Source organism: Coprococcus sp. OM06-34AC, from assembly GCF_003462545.1.
GTDB lineage: Bacteria > Bacillota > Clostridia > Lachnospirales > Lachnospiraceae > Coprococcus > Coprococcus aceti.
Genome location: NZ_QTZF01000007.1, coordinates 134057 through 152894 on the forward strand (window position 1 = coordinate 134057; position 18838 = coordinate 152894).

Below are 18838 nucleotides of genomic sequence, written 5' to 3' on the forward strand. Positions count from 1 at the left end.
ACTTGTCATTATTTGTGGTATACTTAGGAGGCGGTCTGTCATTGCAGATGTTATAACGCAAAATATATCACTATATAGAAACGGAGTTTTATTTATGACAAAAAAAGACGTACTTGAGATAAGACACCTGTTTGCTCCAAAGGAATGCTCCATAAGCAAGATCCGCGGATGCTACGTGGACGGAGACTGCAACAAGGTGGCGACCATCAACGAACAGTTTCTCACCATGCCGGAAGAAGAAACATACAAATATTTTGAAATACTGAAAAAGACTTTATCAGGAAGCATTGGCAAGAATCTTGTCACCATGCCATTTCCTACCTCACAGGAGTTTGAAGGCGGCACACAGGAATTCCTGAATAAACTCAGGAAGAGCAAGCTTGAGAACGATGAGCTGATAAATGAGTTCTATGACAAGGTCATCGAGAACTACGATTACACCGGCAACTACCTCATACTGCTCATCCACGATACATATGATGTTCCGGGCAAGACAACCGACGGCATCATGATGGACGATGCATCAGACGAGGTGTATGACTATATCATGTGCTCCATTTGCCACGTCAACCTGTCCAAGGCGGGACTCAGCTACTTCGACGTTGAAAGCACATTCCACAACAGAGTCCGCGACTGGGTGGTCGACATGCCGGACATAGGCTTCCTGTTCCCGGCATTTATCGACAGGAGCACGGATATCCACAACGTTCTGTACTACACCAAAAAACCGGAGGAGCTTCACGACAGCTTCATAAGCAATCTTCTCGGCACCTCGCTTCCTATAACGGCAGGCGAACAGAAGGATGTATTTCAGGAGATTGTCACTGAGACTCTGGGTGACGACTGTAATTATGACATGGTCAGAACCATCCATGACAATCTGAATGAGATGATCGAACAGAGAAAAGACAGTCCTGAACCGCTGACCCTATCCAAGAACACTATAAAGAATCTGCTGACAGAGAGCGGAGTATCAAATGAGAAGATGGCAGATTTTGACGCCCACTACGAGAAGGTAACCGCTGCGGCAGCACCGCCTGAGCAGCCATCTGAGAACCCGGAGGATGAACCGGCCATAGTTGTACCGCGTGAGAAGTCAACTGTCATGTACGCGACAAATGTTGCAAACACAAAAACATTTGAGGTAAAGACTCCTGATGTGGTCATCAAGGTGAATCCTGAGAGAACTGATCTGGTAGAGACCATGGAGATCGACGGAAGGAAATGCATCGTCATCCAGATATCCGATCAGGTCGAGGTAAACGGAATACCTATCAACAACAAATAACAAAGGCACAAAAAAGGACCACCGGCAGCAACAAAACCGCCGGTGATCCTTTTTTCTATCTGCCCTACTGTTTGAGCATCTTCTTTTTCTTCAATATCAAAGCTATCACAATACTTATAACGAGTATTATACCGCACACTATCTCAAATCCATATGGTACATTCGCAAATGGCATCCACTTCGTGCCCACATTCATTCCATACACACCGGATATAACTGTAGGCACAGCCATGACGATGGTTATGGCCGCCAGAAACTTCATGGCGTTGTTCAGTCTGTTGTTTATGATGGTCGTCATGAGCTCTCTCGTACCACTTATGATATCCCTGTATATCTGTGTCATCTCGATAGCCTGCTTGTTCTCCACCAAAACGTCGTCAAGCAATTCCTTGTCCTCCGGATACTGCTTGATCCTGCCGTATCTTGTCAGCTTGTCAAGAACTACTCCATTCGCTCTCAGTGATGTGGCGAAGTATACGAGGTTGGACTCCAGCTCGTGAAGATCTATGAGATCCGCATCCTCGGTCTCCTCCTGGATACGTTGCTCAATAAGGGTTCTTCTTCTGTCCATGACTCTCAGATAATACTGGTATGTGGTACAGTTCCTGTAGAGTATCTGGTACATGAACCTCATCCTCTTCTTGGTACTGAATTCTCTCACCTTGCCTTCCATGAATGCCTCAAGTACCGGTGTCTCCTCAGCACATATGGTGATGATACAGTCTGCAACAAGTATGATACCAAGTGGAATCGTAGTATATGCCTCACGTTCATTTCTTATCTCTATAGAAGGGATATCCACGATTATCAGTGTGTAGTTGTCCTCCACCTGAACACGTGAGCTCTCCTCGTCATCCAGTGCGGCTCTGACATCCGCCAGATCTATCTCAAACCTCTCGGCTATGCTCTTACTCTCATCTATTGTTGGCTTAGTCATGACTATCCAGGCACCAGGACCATATTCCTGTATTTCACTCAAAATTCTGTCATCTGTTCTGTACAGCGTGATCATATCTGCGCCTCCTGCCACATAGATTACAGCATGCCTCAAATGCACATTACCGCCTGATAATATTAACATAAAAAACACGGCCTTTCAACAAAGTTTTGTGTAAAGACCGTGTAATATCTATGTTAGTCAAGTGCCTTTCTGTGGGCTACTGTAACCGTCTCCTCGTAGCATGAGAAGGCATCCTCGACCTTCTTCTGGTCAGGCTTCTTTGTGAACAGGCTCACAATAGGAACTATTATGAGACCGCCCACCATTGCAACCGCACCGCAGTTGATAGGTGACTGCATCACTGCCGGGAACTTGAACAATCCCCATGTATTGCTTATAAAGTTCAGCGTCATGATTCCTGTTCCCCATATAAAGCATGTCCAGCATGCCGCAACTGTAGTCTTCTTCCAGTATAAGCCATATAAAAATGGAGCAAGGAACGCACCTGCTATAGCCCCCCATGAAACACCCATAAGCTGTGCTATGAACGTTATCCTGCTTGAGTACTGCACGATGGCAATAACAGCCGATACAGCAACAAACATAACGAGCATGAGCCTCATGACAAGTATCTGTTTCTTCTCATCCATCTTCGGTGCAATGACCGGCTTTATAAAGTCGATGGTAAGCGTTGAGCTGGATGTAAGGACCAGCGAAGAAAGTGTGGACATAGATGCTGAAAGCACCAGTATGACCACAAGTCCCATAAGGGCAGCTGGAAGCTTCTCAAGCAGATGTGGAATGATGGCATCGAATCCCTCTGTAGCAACATCGGTTCCTGTCAGTCTTCCAAAACCGCCGAGGAAATAGCATCCGCCGGCAACTACGATCGCAAACAGTGTCGACACAACCGTACCTGTCTTGATGGATCTCTCATCCTTTATGGCGTAGAACTTCTGTACCATCTGTGGAAGTCCCCATGTTCCAAGGGATGTCAGCACGACGACACAAAACAGATTGAACACGTCAGGTCCCAGGAATGATGCAAATACACCAGGTGTATCTGACACTGCAGGATCATTTATCCTTGCCAGACTGTCTAGCGCGCCTGTGAGTCCACCATAGTTGTTGAGTACCGCATATATGACTGCCACGATTCCCACCAGCATGATGAGTCCCTGGATGAAATCGTTGATAGCAGTCGCCATGTATCCACCAACGATTACATATATACCTGTAAGGGCAGCCATGACGATTACGCATATCTTATAGTCAACATTGAACGCCATTCCGAACAGTCTTGAAAGTCCGTTGTACAGTGACGCTGTATATGGAATGAGGAAGATGAAGATGATGATCGACGAGAAAAGCTTCAATGACTTGCTGGAGTATCTCTTCTCGAAGAACTCCGGCATAGTTCTCGTGTCAAGCTCCTGTGTGAGCAGTCTTGTTCTTCTTCCGAGAACTACCCATGCCACCAGTGAGCCAAGCAGCGCATTTCCAATTCCTATCCATGTGGAAGCAATTCCGTACTTCCATCCAAACTGTCCGGCATATCCAATGAATATAACCGCTGAGAAGTAAGATGTTCCATAGGCAAATGCTGTGAGCCACGGGCCAACGCTTCTGCCCCCAAGAACAAATCCATTCACATCCTTTGTGTGTTTTCTCGAGTAAAATCCAACTCCAAGCATGATCGCAAAGAAAACAACAAGCATAATAACTTTGAGTACCATAGTATCCTCCCAATACATTTTTTATCCGCACTTTACTTTATCACGTCAAAGCGTGTCAACTTTAAAGTTTTGCGGTTTAAATTGCTACGTCTGATTATAAGTTATACCCATACCATAGTCAAGAAATATCCACAAAAAAATACAGCGTGCGTCACTCGCTACACGCTGTATTTTTTATTGCGATCTAATCAAGTTCTTCTAAATCATAAAAATCATCCATACTGTAATAATCCTTGTCATCGTGACTTGTTATACACACCAACTCTTCCGGTTCATAATCATCACATAAATGACTATACCCCATTCATTTGATATCTGCTACATATAATTCTTGTACATAATATAAGCAAAATATACCGCATACACAGCCAGCATCACTATTCCGCCCGGCCTGGTGAGCTTCTTCTTTCTGACGCTGCACACCCAGAGGAGAACAGCAGCCACTATTGCCATGATGCCATCCAACAGGAAGTTCTGCTCAAACTGCACTGGGGTTATGAGCATTGTAGTTCCGGCAACGAAAAGTATATTGAATATATTGCTTCCAACTATGTTGCCTATGGCAATATCTGTCTGCCCCTTTTTTGCCGCTGTGCATGATGTCACAAGCTCAGGAAGAGATGTGCCAAATGCCACTATTGTAAGACCTATGAGTCTCTCTGTCATACCGAGCTTTCCAGCTATATATGATGCCGCATTTACAGTGAAATTACTTCCGACCACGACCAGCGCTAATCCTATGATTATAAACAGTATAAGTCTCGGAGTCTTATCCTTCTCCGTGAGTTCTATAGAATCACTCTCGCTGTTGCCATTCTTCGCGCTGATGATCAGATATACCAAAAATCCAATAAACACTACATAGAATATCACACCCTCAAGTCTGCTGAGCACACCATCAAAATATCCCATGCAGAGTATCATGATCGATGCCACGATAACAAATGGTATATCTATCCTAAGTGTATTTTTCTTTATAGGAAGTGCTGCTATGAGTGCTGTCACTCCAAGGATGACAAGTATGTTAATAATGTTGCTTCCAAGCACATTTCCAACAGTGATCCCGGCTCCCGCAGGCGAAAGTGCCGCCTTTATGCTGACAGCTGCTTCTGGAGCACTAGTGCCCATGGCAACTATTGTTAAGCCAACTACCATCTCTGGTATGTTGCATTTGACAGCTATTTTAGACGCACCATCTACAAATACATCCGCTCCCTTTATCATAAACACAAATCCAAGCACAAGAAGCAGTATCTGACCTAACATTTTTAATATCTCCATACATTCCCTCCATTGTATATATGCTACATTTTCACCTCAGCTATATAAGCAGCTTTTCTATCCCTATCATGTGGCATATGACGTATTACAGATCTCTTCTGACAATTATCATGCCCGCAACGCTGTCCAGCAATTCCTCAATTCCAAGACCTTCCGCTTTGATATTGATATGGCAGTACTTCTCATAAAGCTTTGTCCTCTCATTATACAAATCTTTCAGAGTCTGTCCATCCTTCAGCACCACGCCTCTTCTCTTGATATTGCCAAGTCTGTTCGCTATCTCCTCATACGGAAGATTGATATATATAACTGTATCCTCCGCCATGTATTTCTTCATGGCCTCAGTACAGTACACAGCGCTTCCACCTGTGGCTATGACTGCATGTTGGTCTGTGATACCCTTGTTCACATCATTCTCTATCTTTAAAAACCCATCATCGCCATACTTTGCTATTATCTCCCTGAGCAGCATTCCCTGACTGTTCTGTATGAGAATATCTGCATCGATGAACTTATAACCGAGAACCTTTGCCAGAAGAACCCCTATAGTGCTCTTGCCCGCTCCCGGCATGCCTGTAAGTACTATGTTGTTCATTTTTCCTTTACCTCCGGTATAACTGATACTTCGTCCTTGAGCGTCTTGAGAACAAAGTGCGTTTCAGTTGCAGACACACCCTCATATCCCTTCACAAACCTATACACCTCGTCCAGACCTGCAGCGGAATCAGTCACTATCTTCAATATAAAGTCAAAATCTCCTGTCATATAGAAGCATGCGACTATGCTGTCATTTGTCTGTATAAGCTGTGCAAATTCATCATAATATTTCGGATGCTTCAGTCTCACTTCCATGATGGCTACCATCTCATTGCCCAGCTTTTTCTGGTCAACCTCAATGGTATATCCCTTTATTACCCCGCTGCTCTCCATCTTCCTTATTCTCTCTATCACGGCCGAGACAGAGAGATTGATCTCTTCACTGATGGCCGATGCTGTAAGTCTCGCATTGTCCTTCAGGCATCTCAGTATCTTGTAGTCAATGTTATCCATTAATTAAACCTCTGTATAATAAAATTAGATTACTCCCAAACATTTTAACACAAACACCCACAGAGTCAACGTCACTGACGATAATAATGTGGATAAAACGATAATATTCGATGACAGCACATAATCATTGTCCATATTCTTCGCCATGATGTATCCCGACACCGTAGCCGGTGCTCCAACCATTATCAGTATAGCAACAATCTCACTCGGCCCAAAGCCCATACCAATGGCAGCCGGAAGGAATATGACAGGAAGAATCACAAGCTTTATGACCGTTGCCACAAGTGACGGCTTGAGCCTGGTCAATGCCTGCTGTGAGTCAAATCCAGCACCTATGGCTATGAGCGCTATAGGAGTCGCCGTCTGTGCTATATAACTGATAGTTCTTGTCGGTATGGCTGGTATCGGTATGTCAAATACAGAGAACGGGACTCCAAGCAATATTCCTATGATGATCGGATTCTTCAATATATTGACGAACGCTTTCTTGATACCAGCTGTTCCCCTCTGTCTGTCGTTCCCGCCAAATGTCAGAGCTATTACAGATATAATATTGTACATCGGCACCGCTGACACTATCATGAGAGGCGCCATGCCCGAGTTGCCACAGATATTCTCCACAAATGCAACGCCGAGAACCGCAGCACTTCCTCTTGCTCCCCCCTGCACAAATGCACCGATCATGGTTCTGTCCTTACAGTATATCAGTGCCAACACCCATACCAGCCCAAACATTATGATCGTTCCAAAGAAGCAGAACAGAACAAACTTTACATTGAGGTCGTCCAATATGGAGGTCGTCGCAATATCCCTGAACAGCAGAACCGGAAGGGCTACCTTGAACACATATTTATTCGCCACGTTGGCGAACTCTTCTGTTATAATATGTATCTTCATCAGAAACCATCCCAGAAGTATCACCAGAAATATCGGTATCGTTGCATTTATGCTGAATATAAAATTATCCATTTCTACACATCCTCACAATTTTCAATTTTTTTCAAAATACCTATTGACTTTCGCTCCTATAATGCATATAATGCAAAAGTCGGTTTGATGAACAGGCGATAACGTCTGATTCAATATAACACATCAGCAACTGATTTTCAAAAAAAAATTAAAAAAGTTGTTGACAAACATCACCGACTTGTGTATAATAGGTTTTGCGTTGGTCGCAAAGGACTAACGGGGTGTGGCTCAGCTTGGCTAGAGCGCTTGATTTGGGATCAAGAGGTCGCAGGTTCGAATCCTGTCACCCCGACTTATAATCCAAAACACTGTTAAGCATTATGCGGGTGTAGTTCAATGGTAGAACACTAGCCTTCCAAGCTAGATACGTGGGTTCGATTCCCATCACCCGCTCTTTATTTTCGCTAACATATACATATAGCGGGAATTGGTACGTGTCCGTAGCTCAGCTGGATAGAGCAACGGCCTTCTAAGCCGTGGGTCGGGGGTTCGAATCCCTTCGGGCACATTTTTGTATCTTAGCTACTACTACTGTTAGCAGGCTAAGATATATTTTTATAAAATAACAATTATTTTATAAGCCTATGGTGGGTATGGCGCAGTTGGCTAGCGCGCCAGATTGTGGCTCTGGAGGCCGAGGGTTCGAGTCCCTCTATCCACCCTTTTTCTTTATCGCACATATTAGCGATGCTATTGGGTTATCGCCAAGCGGTAAGGCACAGGACTTTGACTCCTGCATTCGCTGGTTCGAATCCAGCTAGCCCAGTTATTAAAGTCCAGACTTATGGGCCATTAGCTCAGGCGGTAGAGCACTTGACTTTTAATCAAGTTGTCCGGGGTTCGAGTCCCCGATGGCTCACTATTTCCCTTCTGGTATGAGGGGCTATTTTTATTTTACGGAGAATTAAGCGGATATGGCGGAACTGGCAGACGCGCTAGACTTAGGATCTAGTCCTTCGGGGTGCAGGTTCGATTCCTGTTATCCGCATTTTTTATACCTTTTATCATGACGTTTCGTCCTATCTTCCATTTTTTTTAGTAGATGGCAAAAAAATACGCTCTATCCTCAATGGATAGAGCGTATCTTTATACTACCATATTCTTCTATATAATACAGTACGAATTACTCAGCGTCTGCCGCCTCGGCTGCTTCTGCTGCTGGCTCTGCCTCATCTGTATCTTCCTCATCATCGAAGAAGTCATCGTCGAAATCATCGTCGAAGTCATCATCAAAATCATCAAGGAAGTCTGGTGTAAGATATGAATATACTGCATATGCAATACCTGCAATAGCAGCAACGGCACCAATGATAACCAAGATCACAAATAATGTGCTCTTTGCCTTCTCTTCTGTTGCATCGCCTTTAACTAAGATTACGTCACTACTCTTCATCGTTACATTCCACCCTTTCTTAACCCTGTAACGGGTTTCATTATATTATATTGATTTGAGAGAAGAAACATACAGTTATTATCTCCCAACACATACCAAAATTATAGCATACGGTTTTGATTATTTCTATATGTATTTTATAAATAAATCTAACATGCGGTTTAATTGACTACTCGCATTTTTTGAGCTTTGCAAACGAAGCAAACATCTTCCTGACACCGCATCTGTCGAAATTCACTGTAACCTCGTAATCCTTATCGCCCTTCTCCAAAGCCTCCACAGTACCCGGACCAAACTTAATATGTCTGACTCTGTCTCCAACAGCATAATCCGGCTTGCCAACACTGTTTACCACAAAGGCTTTGCCGAACGAAGGCTGGGAAGACGGCTGCCCGTATGACTGCTGTTTTGCATAGCTGCTGTATGGATTCTTCTGTCCATAGCTTCTGCCTGAGGCTGCTCCAGCGGTTCTTCCACCGCCATAGCCGGCATATGTATCACCATATGAACTTCCATACGCATCTCTGCGTCCTTCACCTCTGTTATATCTGTCGACAGACTCCGACTCTCTTCGCTTTGCCATATTCTTCATATCAGCTTCATGCTCAAACAGCATAGGTGGGATCTCTCTTATGAATCTGGACACATCGCTGTACACCCTGTTACCATGCATCATTCGTTCCTTCGCCGCACTCAGGTACAGCTTTTTCATGGCTCTGGTTATACCCACGTAACACAGACGTCTCTCCTCCTCAAGAGCATCGGGATCATCTGAGTTGAGTGCCATTCCACTAGGAAATACTCTGTCCTCCATTCCGCATATAAATACGTATGGGAACTCCAGACCCTTGGCACTGTGGAGAGTCATCAGCTTGACCTGATTGTCATCCTCCGACATGGCATCGAGGTCAGACACAAGCGCAATCTCCTCCAGGAACTCGCTGAGCCCTGCCTCCTCATTATCCTCTGTGAATTCCACCACCTTGTTGCGGAGTTCATCGATATTCTCAAGCCTAGTCATGGCCTCCTCTGTGTGCTCTGCTATGAGCTCTGACTCATAACCCGTATCCTCAAGGATCCTGTCGTACACCGAGTCAAGGCTCTCACCATCCGCCAGCATATCCCTGAATGATGTGATAAGCTCCGCAAACTGCCTGATCTTAGCTGAGGTCTTGGCAGCCATTCCCGGTATCTCGTCAGCTCTCGCCGCAGCATCCATCATCGACAATCCATACGCATCCGCAAATGACTCAACCTTGCTGAGACTCGCCTCGCCTATACCTCTCTTCGGAACATTTACCACTCTCCTGAAGTACAGGTTGTCAGTGGAATTGTTGATGACCTTGAGATATGCCAGAACATCCTTGATCTCCTTTCGGGCATAGAAGTTTGTGCCGCCATATACTCTGTATGGTATGTTCGCATACACCATCTTCTCTCCGAGCACACGGGACTGTGCATTCGTCCTGTAGAGGATAGCTATATCCCTGTAGTCCACTCCCTGTCTGACAAGAGTCTTGATACGGCTCGCCACCATATCTCCCTCTGCATATTCCGAATCGCACTGCTCAAACGAGATCTTCTCACCGGCATCCTTATCCGTCCACAGAGCCTTATCCTTACGGCCTGCATTGTGCTGTATGACTGCATTCGCTGCGGCAAGTATATTGCCACAGGATCTATAGTTCTGTTCCAGCTTGATAACCTTCGCATCCTCATATTCCTTCTCAAAGTTCAGGATATTGGTTATATTCGCTCCTCTGAACTTGTATATGGACTGATCATCGTCTCCCACCACACACAGGTTCCTGTATTTTCTCGCAAGCATCTTGACCAGCAGGAACTGTATGTGATTAGTATCCTGATACTCGTCAACCATGATATATCTGAATCTATTCTGATATGTATCAAGGACATCAGGATTGTGCTCGAACAGCTCCACCGTCTTGTAAATAAGATCGTCAAAGTCCATCGCATTGTTCTTCTTAAGACGACTCTGATACTCAGTGTACACCTCTGCAGCCTTTGTTCCTGCATAGTCTGCAACATTCTTTTTTGCAAATTCATCAGGTGACAGATACTTCTCCTTGGCCTTGGATATCTCCGCCATGAACATCTTCTCGGGATACCTCTTCGGGTCTATCTGAAAATCCTTGAGTATACTCTTCACCGTACTCTTCTGGTCATCCGAATCATATATATCAAAGTTCTTGCCATAGCCGATCTTATCAGCATATCTTCTGAGTATCCTCACACACAGCGAATGAAATGTGCTGACCCATACCCTGTCAGCTCCGTCCCCAACTATCAGATCAACTCTCTCTCGCATCTCACGGGCCGCCTTGTTGGTGAATGTGATCGCCAGTATGTTCAGAGGATTAACTCCTTCGTGCTCCATGAGATAGGCTACCCTGTGTGTGATAACCCTGGTCTTTCCGCTTCCTGCTCCCGCAAGTATGAGCAGTGGCCCATCCACATGCTCACAGGCCTGTTCCTGCATATCGTTAAGTCCTGCCATAATTCCTCCTGTATCCTGTGACGTAAAAAACGCCGTTATATACACCAAACATATGTTTTATTCCATCTGCCTAGTATATCATAACAGCGTTTATTTGAAAATATCATTATTCAATTATAATGTATTTGTCTTTAGATCAGCTTCGTTCCACAGTTGCCACAGAACTTCGCACCGTTAGTTGGCTGTCCACAGTTAGGACAGAACTTTGGGGCTGTTCCGGTTCCCGCTGCCTGCGTTGCTGCATTGTTCATCTGGTTCATAGCTCCGGCCATCTGACCTGCCATAGCCATTCCCATCTGCATTCCTACCATGGCATTTGCCATATCCGTTGCATTGCTTCCGGCTGTTCCTGTACGGCCACCCCTTGCCATGGAATCAACCATATTCACCTGCTGGAATCTGTTCATATCCCCTATCATAGAATACTCAGCAGCCTGATCAGCACGCTTCTGTATATTCTCAGGATATGTAAACTCGCTTATTCTGAAATCAGTTATCGTAAGTCCGATTCCCAAGAGTTCCATGTCCAGATCTTCCTTGATACCCTTAGCTATATCAACGGAATTGGCCATAAGATTGAATACGTCTCCGCCAACCTTTGTGATCCACTTCATCAGCAGTCCGTCCAGAATACCCCTTATCCTGTCTCTTATGTCATCGACTGTGAACTGCTGCTTTATACCTGCAACCTTCTCTATTAGAACATTATAATCGTCTATCTTGAATGAGAATTTACCATTTGATCTCACAGGAAGTCCGCCCGGAAGTCCCGGTGCCTGAAGTCTGATCGGTGAACTGGTTCCCCAGTTACATGTAAACTCTTTTGTATTCACAAACAGAACCTCTGCGCGAAGTCCTGAATTGAATCCGAACTTAAATCCCTTGAGTGTTGAAAGGAATGGTATGATCTGTGAATCAATAGTGTAGTTTCCAGACTCGGTAAATATACCTTCAACCGCTCCGTTATAAAGGAATATAGCATCCTGTCCCGGTTTGATTATAAGCTTTGAATCCTTCTTGATCTCTCTATTTGTCCACTTCCAGAAGATGACGTCATCTCTGTACTCTTCCCATTCTACAACATTAGCAAACTGATTTGAAAATAAACCCATGTAGTGCACTCCTCTCTGTTCTGCAATATGTTTGGAATATTATAATCCCATCTTTGCCTTAAGTGCTGCAAGCTCATCCTGAACGTCTGCATTTGGAGCTGCATCATACTTGCTTGCAAGATCATCTATTGAATCTGCGCTTGATGAATTGAGCTCGCTCATTGCATTTGCCTTGTCAAGCATAGCGTCTGCCTTTGCTTCCATTCTTGAAAATGCATCAAGTGAAGCTGATGAATCGCCGATACCGCTCATCATCTTGTTCATACGCTCCTGAGTCTTAGCAACCTGAACCTTTGCCTTGATAGTCTCTTTTCTTGCATTGAGATCGCTGACATCCTTTGTGAGCTTGTCATGCATCTGTCTCATCTTGGCTGCGTTAGCTGCTGCTGCATCATATGCCTGCTGAAGAGCTACCTGCTTCTGCGTGAGCTGGTTCTTCTTCTCGAGGAACTTCATTGCATCGCCCTCGTTACCTGCTACAAGTGCCTTCTCTGCATATGTCTGCATCTTTGCGATCTCTGCGTCACACTCATCAAGCTGTCTCTTGCATCTCTGCTCCTCTGCCATAACAGTTGCAGTCTCTGACTTAACCTTTCTGAGATCCTCCTGAAGGTCTCTGAGGTACTGATCTATCATCTTCTCAGGATCCTCTGCCTTGTCAAGAAGTGCATTGATGTTTGATGACATAATGTCCTTAAATCTCTTTAAAATTCCCATAACTTTTTACCTCCGCGTTTTAGGTTGATTTATTTGTATATAATATTAAATGTTGCCTCCTGTCGACGACACCACCATTATATGATCTCCCATGCTCCGGCGCAATGCCATGCATGCTGTGTTGCTGCATCATATAATGTGCTATTCGACACGTTACCCCCTGTAAAGTATCAGCCGCCAACTTATCAGGCTTTAATATTCAAAACTAGCGCGTCCCCTGCATGTTGCACGAAACTTTTATACGACTCCGTCATCCACGTCATCATAGGCATCGGATATACGTCCGCCTATTCTGAAATCAGGTCTGCCGTTCTTGTCTGAGTCGCTTCCCTTGGCACTCGCATCCGTTATCGACTCCTCAAGTCTCACCGGTGTTCTGTCTCCAAAGCGTCTCATCTTATCGTCATGATCACTGTCTTTTATGACATGTATCGAAGAATCCGCATCATCAGTCTCCCTCTGGACACTCTTGACCGGTTCCCTGGATGCCTTCACCCGGATCGGTTCAGGCTCCTTCTTATCTTCAAAATCGAACTCCCACTGAACCATCTCCGGCTCACCGTTCTTATCCTTGTGCTCCTCATCCTTGGCTTTGTTCTTCTCGTAATACAGCTCATTCGCCAGAAGCTGGCTGATCTCCAGTATATCGGCATAGCGCTCCTGCTTCTTCATATCCATGAGACCTTCCATGAGCTCCTTCTTGTTGTTCTCAATGATCTCAGATTTCTTTCTCAGAGAATCAAGGACTCTGTCGCTCTCCATGCTTATCATATTATATGCCTGGTTCACGGTCTCGTTGATCTCCATCAGCATCTCATTTGTATAAATGATAGATGCCGCATATATCTCGTTGGCCGTTCTGAGCGCCTGCCTGTCCTGCTTGCCAAGGCTCTTGACCTTGCGGTCCACAAAGAGCGGGCTTGGCTTTGTAAGCCTGATCCTGGATGCAGTCTCCTCGGCCTCCGCGATGATCTCATCGGCCTCCTGCTCTGCCTCCTTGATGATCTTGCTTCTCTTGTCTGTGATCTCATGATATGCCTTGAGTTCCAGATCTATAGTAGTCTTGAGCTCCTCAACGATCTCAAGAACCTCTTCCTTGTTGACCAGTACCTTACCTGCTGCAAATGGAACGTTCTGTCCATCTCCAACTATATCCTGTATTCTATCTAAAAGCTGTTTAGCTTTTCCGTTCTCCATAATAGTGCCTCCATCGCAACTTTTCTATCTCATAAGTATACGCTAGTTTATTTTAGCATCTTTCATATGGCATTTCAACGTTAATCTATCGCCGGTTTCACATCATCTCTCGGAAGCCCAAGGAAATCCTGTATAAGATGTCTTGTAAAAAGCCGTCCTTCCTCGCTCTCAAATATACGCTCAGGATGCCACTGGAAGGCAAGTATGCTCATCGTCGGTGATACAAATGCCTCGACAGATTCATTCTCCTCATCGACCACTATCGGATAGAACATCGTCGACAGATTTTCCAGATAGACACAGTCGCTGTGGAAGTTGTTTACCTTGATATATCTGTCCGTCTTGACTATCCTTGCCATGTGGTCTGTGCCTCTGGGTCTTGGCACCTTAAAGCGCGCGGAATAACTTATCTTACCGCCAAACAGCGCATTTATGTGCTGCATTCCCCTGCACACGCCTATCACTGGGATCTCATTCTGGACGCAGTACATTATGAGCTGCTCCTCCAGCGCATCACGGTGCGGCTGCAGCTCTGCATTGTGCGGCTCCACATAATGTCTCGGATGGAGCGTTCCGCCCCCTGTCACTATCAGGAGATCAAACTGTTCATCCACTATCTCATCAAAGTTTTTTGTAAAGTTGGATACCGGTCTGAGTCTTATTCCAAGGCTCTCATAGAACTCCACATAAGCAGCCTCGAGAACGTCCGTATATTTTCCATACATATTGTGTCCTTCCCGCTGTGTTATAAGTGCATGTAACATAAAACCTATACCCCCTTTGTTATCTTACCGTGTGCACAGTCGAGCGTCACCGTCTGCTGTTTTTCCACGAAACTGTATATGCAGTCTCCGCAGCCTATTGCCGCCGGGATGTTGAACTCCGCACACCTTATCGCCATGTGGGATGCAACTCCGCCGTATTTCGTTATAAATCCTTTTATCCCCTTTGCAAATATCCAATCGTATCCCGGATCCGCCTTCGGGAGAACTACTATCTTATCCTGAACGTCAGCCACATCCTCGTGATCCTCATTCTCATAATTTTCAAGCAGGAGAATGTCACCCGTGACGCATTCAGATGTTATGAAGTTAGGTCTGGCCTCCCATATCTCTATGCATTTTAACTGCAACGGATCATATATGACATCCGGCAGTATAAGCATGGACGCCCTCTGGAATTTCTTTTTGTTCTGATCTATGTTCTTTCTCCATATATCGCCTGTGAATTCCGCAGGTCTGTTCACCATAAGCTGAATATCCGGCACCTCAAGATATGCCATGTCTTCCTTGCTTATGCCAAGTTTATCGCCTATATCTATAAGTATGTCTATGGCAAGGCTTAATGTCTTGGTGAACTCGAACTTGAAGAATTCCCTCTCCTCCATGGAATCCTTGAGGAAATCCAGAAATTCCCTGAGATCCACATAAAAGCCTATATCCTCAAGTGCCTCCATGAGCTTAACCGAATCCAGAGGATTATGCTTAAGCTCCTCTATGGTCTGCCTCTGCTTTCTCGCAGCAGCGCTTCCCTTGGACAGGTCGAACTCGCGCTGGGCGTATGTCTCGCAGGTTATGTCGTATGTGCCTGAACGCAGATGTCCATATTTTTCATCAAATGTAACTCTTGTTATCCTGCCGTCCACCAGATCCTGAAAGTCAGAATCGTACTCCGACGCAACAGTATATATCGACATCATAAAATCGTCTATCTCTTTGTCCGTAAAATATCCTCTGTACACAAGGGATCTGCTAATCGCCTTCGATATGAATGCCAGTCTCGCCTGTCGCGCAAATTTCGGGGTTCCGTAATGCTTTATGCTCTCTATGAGCTGTACAAAATACTGTATCAGCGTTACCACATCATTGTGCGCCATAAGCCAGTTGCTTCTCGTATTCTCACGGTGGACACGAAGGCCGTTAAGAGCCCTGAGATCCTTCATCCTGTTTCTATTGAAATTGCATATCGCATTGTTTGTCAGATTGAACAGCGAATCCGAGAGGTCCGCAATCTCCTCCCTGGTGAACCCGGCTTCCGTCAGTGTCCCCAGCTTGTCCTCCGTCGAGAAGTCATATTCGGAAAATGCTATCTCAAATTCTATCTTGTCATGGGCGGTCGGATCATCTATAAGCTTCTTATCGTAATACTTCAGAAGCTTCGCCTCCAGCCTGTCATCCAGTTCATCCGGCATCAGCCCCAGGAACGACTTCTTAAGAGATATGTACGGCTTGTTGCCAAGCTTATACATGAGGTCTCCATCCACCTCTCTGTAACCAATGTAGCTGAGTCCCTGATTCCATGCCGCAGACGTGATGATCTCCCTGTACAGGGAATAGTCAAGCGGATGGGGATTTTCACCTATGATCTCCGCAGGATTCCAGAATGCCATATCCGACAATATGGTGTTCCTGTCCCCAACCAGGCTGCTGATCTCCCTGTATGTATCCTCAGCCTCCAAAACAGTCCTGAACACCTCTTCGTCATCGACATCGGAGTGAACACCATTGATGCTGGCTGCAAGAGGTCTCATCTGAAATATCGTGACTGTATTGTCCTCATCTATTGCGAACTCCACATCCAGTGGATATTCAGGGTGCATCTCCTCCAGCTCACGCATGGATCTGATGAGCGCAGCCCAGTTCGCCGGCAGCTCATCACAGTCCACATTCCTGATTATGTATACCGTCTTTCCTCCCCTTCCGCTTGTAACCGCGTCTGTGGATGAATCATCGTAGGTTATCGTATAATATGGCCTGTTCTTCTTGATCTCCCTTGAAAATATAACACCGCTGTAGCTGATATTCGTGATCTGTCTCTGTATGAGAACCTGTTCGCCGGACACATCGTCCAGATCACATTTATATGAATCCAGCACTTCCCTGACTGCCCTTACTACCGCCTCTCCGTCTGAAGGGTCCACTCCCAGAATACTCTCATAGTGACCGGCATTCGAAGTGTTGAGTCCGTCTTCATTTGAGGACGAGCTTCTGACCACGATATACCCTCCGGCAAATTCTTCTGCTATCTCCGCCGCAAGTCCATACGGATCGGCATCAAGCTCAGCTCCGGTTACTATCTTCAGCTTTTCCACTCTCGAATACTTCAATTTTCCATACAGGCTCTTAAGAACATCAGCCTTTGAAGAAATCCTGTCTGCCATGTTGCCTCCTTATTAAAAAAAGCTGCACTTAGTGTATACTAAAGTGCAGCTTACATCAATTTCTTTTTATATGTAATTGTACCGTTCTGTTATCTACTTCACTGTGAGAAGGTCGTCCACTGACTTTCTAGGCGGCATCTCCGGTGCAAATGCAGGATAACCCATAGCCACAACTGCGGCAACAGTCTGTCCATCAGGAATACCAACTATCTCTCCTACCTTTGCATCGTCAAATATTCCGAGTATGACTGTTCCAACGCCCTTATCATGAGCGGCAAGACAGAATGTCTGGGTTGCTATACCGGCATCGAACATCTCCCACTCGCTGCCCTTGCTTGTGCTGAACTCTCCTGACTTCTCATAGCCACATATTCCGTCCTTCTTGGTGACTATCATGAGCTGCTTCGCTCTGCTGACTGTCTTCTGGTTGAGAGGGAAATCCATAACGCCCTCTGCAGCTATCTTAGCTATGATCTCCGGATCCTCCACAAGTGTATATCTGATAACCTGTGTATTCTTCCATGATGGCGCATATGACGCCAGCTCAACAATCCCTCTGACTGTGTCAACACTCACCATCTCATCTGTAAACTTTCTCACACTTCTTCTGGTCTTGATACATTCTACTGCGTTCATACAATGTCCTCCTGGTGTAAAATCTTATAATAATCCCTGGATATATAATATCCCGCTCGTGAACTTGTCACCGACGTTATTCACGTAATTCCTGTATTCCTTATAGTCTATATAATACTTCTTTCCCCATGAAGATACAACAAGATATTCTCTTCCTTTTATGGTGCACACTCCTGTAACAGTCACATAATGTGAGTGGACATTCTCCCTGATGGAGCTCTTCAGCTCACCGTCCTTGTCCACATAAAGGCTGATACCCTTCTTGCCAAATGGATTGTATCTGTTAGGTCCTATGGCCAGTATGACCGGCTTATTCTTTCTTATGAGATGTCTTATATCTCTCAGCATCGATTCATCGGACTGCATCATCTTCCACTTTGCCTTGAGCCCTATGTCGTTCAGCATGAAATATCTGTTCATCGTATGCTTGAGTGCTATTCCCAGCATACCCTTGTGCATGAGAAGTATCACGTAGTGCACATAGAAAAATCTCACATACTCAAGATAGTCATGCTTGTTGTATAAGCCTTTTGGCTTGTTGATCTTTCGGATGGCATCGGTCATCATATTCGGATTCTGCTCAGCAAGATACATCGTGAGGTCTGCCATGGCTATAACACCACATCCGACCTTCTGCATCTTCTTTGACTTTGACCAGTTCTGATTGCCACCGTAGCTCACCAGATTCAGATTCTTTATCTTCACATAATCTCTATTAGTTAAATATACATCTTCCATTGTTAGTCCTTTCCAGCGCTGTGTGCGCCATATGCCTGAAGTCATATATTAGTCTGCTCGTCTTTGCTATAGATTATATCATGAATCGCAATCCACATCAAGC

General features: G+C 45.1%; 16 protein-coding genes and 7 tRNA genes. 8 read left to right on the top strand and 15 right to left on the bottom strand.

The genetic code is table 11. From position 1 onward, the window contains the following. Positions 1-94 precede the first annotated feature (94 nt). On the top strand, positions 95-1288 hold the full coding sequence (locus DXB91_RS12135) for a DUF4317 domain-containing protein (RefSeq protein ID WP_118018192.1): 1194 nt from the start codon (positions 95-97) through the stop codon (positions 1286-1288). 64 nt (positions 1289-1352) lie between these two features. Here DXB91_RS12135 and DXB91_RS12140 read toward each other — a convergent pair whose 3' ends face one another. From DXB91_RS12140 to DXB91_RS12165, 6 genes are all read right to left on the bottom strand, one after another. Beyond that, the gene (locus DXB91_RS12140; protein ID WP_117549331.1) at positions 1353-2300 is read right to left on the bottom strand and encodes a magnesium transporter CorA family protein; all 948 of its coding nucleotides are present in this window, start codon (positions 2298-2300) and stop codon (positions 1353-1355) included. A gap of 122 nt (positions 2301-2422) precedes the next feature. After that, the gene (locus DXB91_RS12145) at positions 2423-3964 is read right to left on the bottom strand and encodes a sodium:solute symporter family protein (protein ID WP_117549333.1); all 1542 of its coding nucleotides are present in this window, start codon (positions 3962-3964) and stop codon (positions 2423-2425) included. A 318-nt stretch (positions 3965-4282) separates the two neighbouring features. Continuing rightward, on the bottom strand, positions 4283-5245 hold the full coding sequence (locus tag DXB91_RS12150; protein WP_015533950.1) for a calcium/sodium antiporter: 963 nt from the start codon (positions 5243-5245) through the stop codon (positions 4283-4285). Positions 5246-5330: 85 nt separating this feature from the next. Beyond that, complete coding sequence (locus DXB91_RS12155; protein ID WP_055146992.1) at positions 5331-5840, bottom strand: shikimate kinase; 510 nt, start codon at positions 5838-5840, stop codon at positions 5331-5333. Next, on the bottom strand, positions 5837-6295 hold the full coding sequence (locus DXB91_RS12160; protein ID WP_022215931.1) for an Lrp/AsnC family transcriptional regulator: 459 nt from the start codon (positions 6293-6295) through the stop codon (positions 5837-5839). Before DXB91_RS12160 ends, DXB91_RS12155 begins: the two co-directional genes overlap by 4 nt. Before the next feature lie 24 nt (positions 6296-6319). Continuing rightward, positions 6320-7264, bottom strand: coding sequence for an AEC family transporter (locus DXB91_RS12165; protein ID WP_118018194.1), 945 nt, complete (start codon positions 7262-7264; stop codon positions 6320-6322). A 217-nt stretch (positions 7265-7481) separates the two neighbouring features. On the opposite strand from DXB91_RS12165, the gene DXB91_RS12170 reads away from it, so the two are divergent. The 7 genes from DXB91_RS12170 to DXB91_RS12200 all read left to right on the top strand — a co-directional run bounded on the left by DXB91_RS12170 (position 7482) and on the right by DXB91_RS12200 (position 8252). Further along, a tRNA-Pro gene (locus DXB91_RS12170) sits at positions 7482-7556 on the top strand. A 30-nt stretch (positions 7557-7586) separates the two neighbouring features. Continuing rightward, a tRNA-Gly gene (locus DXB91_RS12175) sits at positions 7587-7657 on the top strand. A 41-nt stretch (positions 7658-7698) separates the two neighbouring features. Next, positions 7699-7772: transfer RNA gene (locus DXB91_RS12180), tRNA-Arg, on the top strand. Between the two features lie 79 nt (positions 7773-7851). Beyond that, positions 7852-7925 (top strand) — tRNA-His (locus DXB91_RS12185). A gap of 33 nt (positions 7926-7958) precedes the next feature. Continuing rightward, a tRNA-Gln gene (locus DXB91_RS12190) sits at positions 7959-8030 on the top strand. A 20-nt stretch (positions 8031-8050) separates the two neighbouring features. Then, positions 8051-8123: transfer RNA gene (locus tag DXB91_RS12195), tRNA-Lys, on the top strand. 49 nt (positions 8124-8172) lie between these two features. Further along, positions 8173-8252, top strand: a tRNA-Leu gene (locus DXB91_RS12200). A gap of 135 nt (positions 8253-8387) precedes the next feature. Here DXB91_RS12200 and DXB91_RS12205 read toward each other — a convergent pair. The 9 genes from DXB91_RS12205 to DXB91_RS12245 all read right to left on the bottom strand — a co-directional run bounded on the left by DXB91_RS12205 (position 8388) and on the right by DXB91_RS12245 (position 18735). Then, the gene (locus DXB91_RS12205) at positions 8388-8657 is read right to left on the bottom strand and encodes a hypothetical protein (RefSeq protein ID WP_015533951.1); all 270 of its coding nucleotides are present in this window, start codon (positions 8655-8657) and stop codon (positions 8388-8390) included. A 169-nt stretch (positions 8658-8826) separates the two neighbouring features. Further along, on the bottom strand, positions 8827-11175 hold the full coding sequence (pcrA, locus tag DXB91_RS12210) for a DNA helicase PcrA (RefSeq protein ID WP_117549339.1): 2349 nt from the start codon (positions 11173-11175) through the stop codon (positions 8827-8829). A gap of 131 nt (positions 11176-11306) precedes the next feature. Then, the gene (locus DXB91_RS12215; RefSeq protein ID WP_015533953.1) at positions 11307-12287 is read right to left on the bottom strand and encodes an SPFH domain-containing protein; all 981 of its coding nucleotides are present in this window, start codon (positions 12285-12287) and stop codon (positions 11307-11309) included. Positions 12288-12326: 39 nt separating this feature from the next. Continuing rightward, positions 12327-13004 (bottom strand): PspA/IM30 family protein, encoded by a 678-nt coding sequence (locus tag DXB91_RS12220; RefSeq protein ID WP_015533954.1) that lies wholly within the window; start codon positions 13002-13004, stop codon positions 12327-12329. 237 nt (positions 13005-13241) lie between these two features. Further along, a complete protein-coding gene (locus DXB91_RS12225) occupies positions 13242-14201 on the bottom strand; it encodes a hypothetical protein (protein WP_117549341.1) in 960 nt (319 codons plus the stop codon). Positions 14202-14281: 80 nt separating this feature from the next. Continuing rightward, entirely contained in the window at positions 14282-14965 is a 684-nt protein-coding gene (locus tag DXB91_RS12230) for a gamma-glutamyl-gamma-aminobutyrate hydrolase family protein (protein ID WP_015533956.1), read from the bottom strand. A gap of 5 nt (positions 14966-14970) precedes the next feature. Next, positions 14971-17361: a PEP-utilizing enzyme gene (locus DXB91_RS12235; protein ID WP_118018196.1), complete on the bottom strand. Its 2391-nt coding sequence runs from the start codon at positions 17359-17361 to the stop codon at positions 14971-14973. Between the two features lie 93 nt (positions 17362-17454). Beyond that, complete coding sequence (locus DXB91_RS12240) at positions 17455-17997, bottom strand: nitroreductase family protein (RefSeq protein WP_118018198.1); 543 nt, start codon at positions 17995-17997, stop codon at positions 17455-17457. A gap of 24 nt (positions 17998-18021) precedes the next feature. After that, positions 18022-18735, bottom strand: a complete 714-nt coding sequence (locus tag DXB91_RS12245; protein WP_055223258.1) for a hypothetical protein — start codon at positions 18733-18735, stop codon at positions 18022-18024. Positions 18736-18838: the final 103 nt, after the last annotated feature.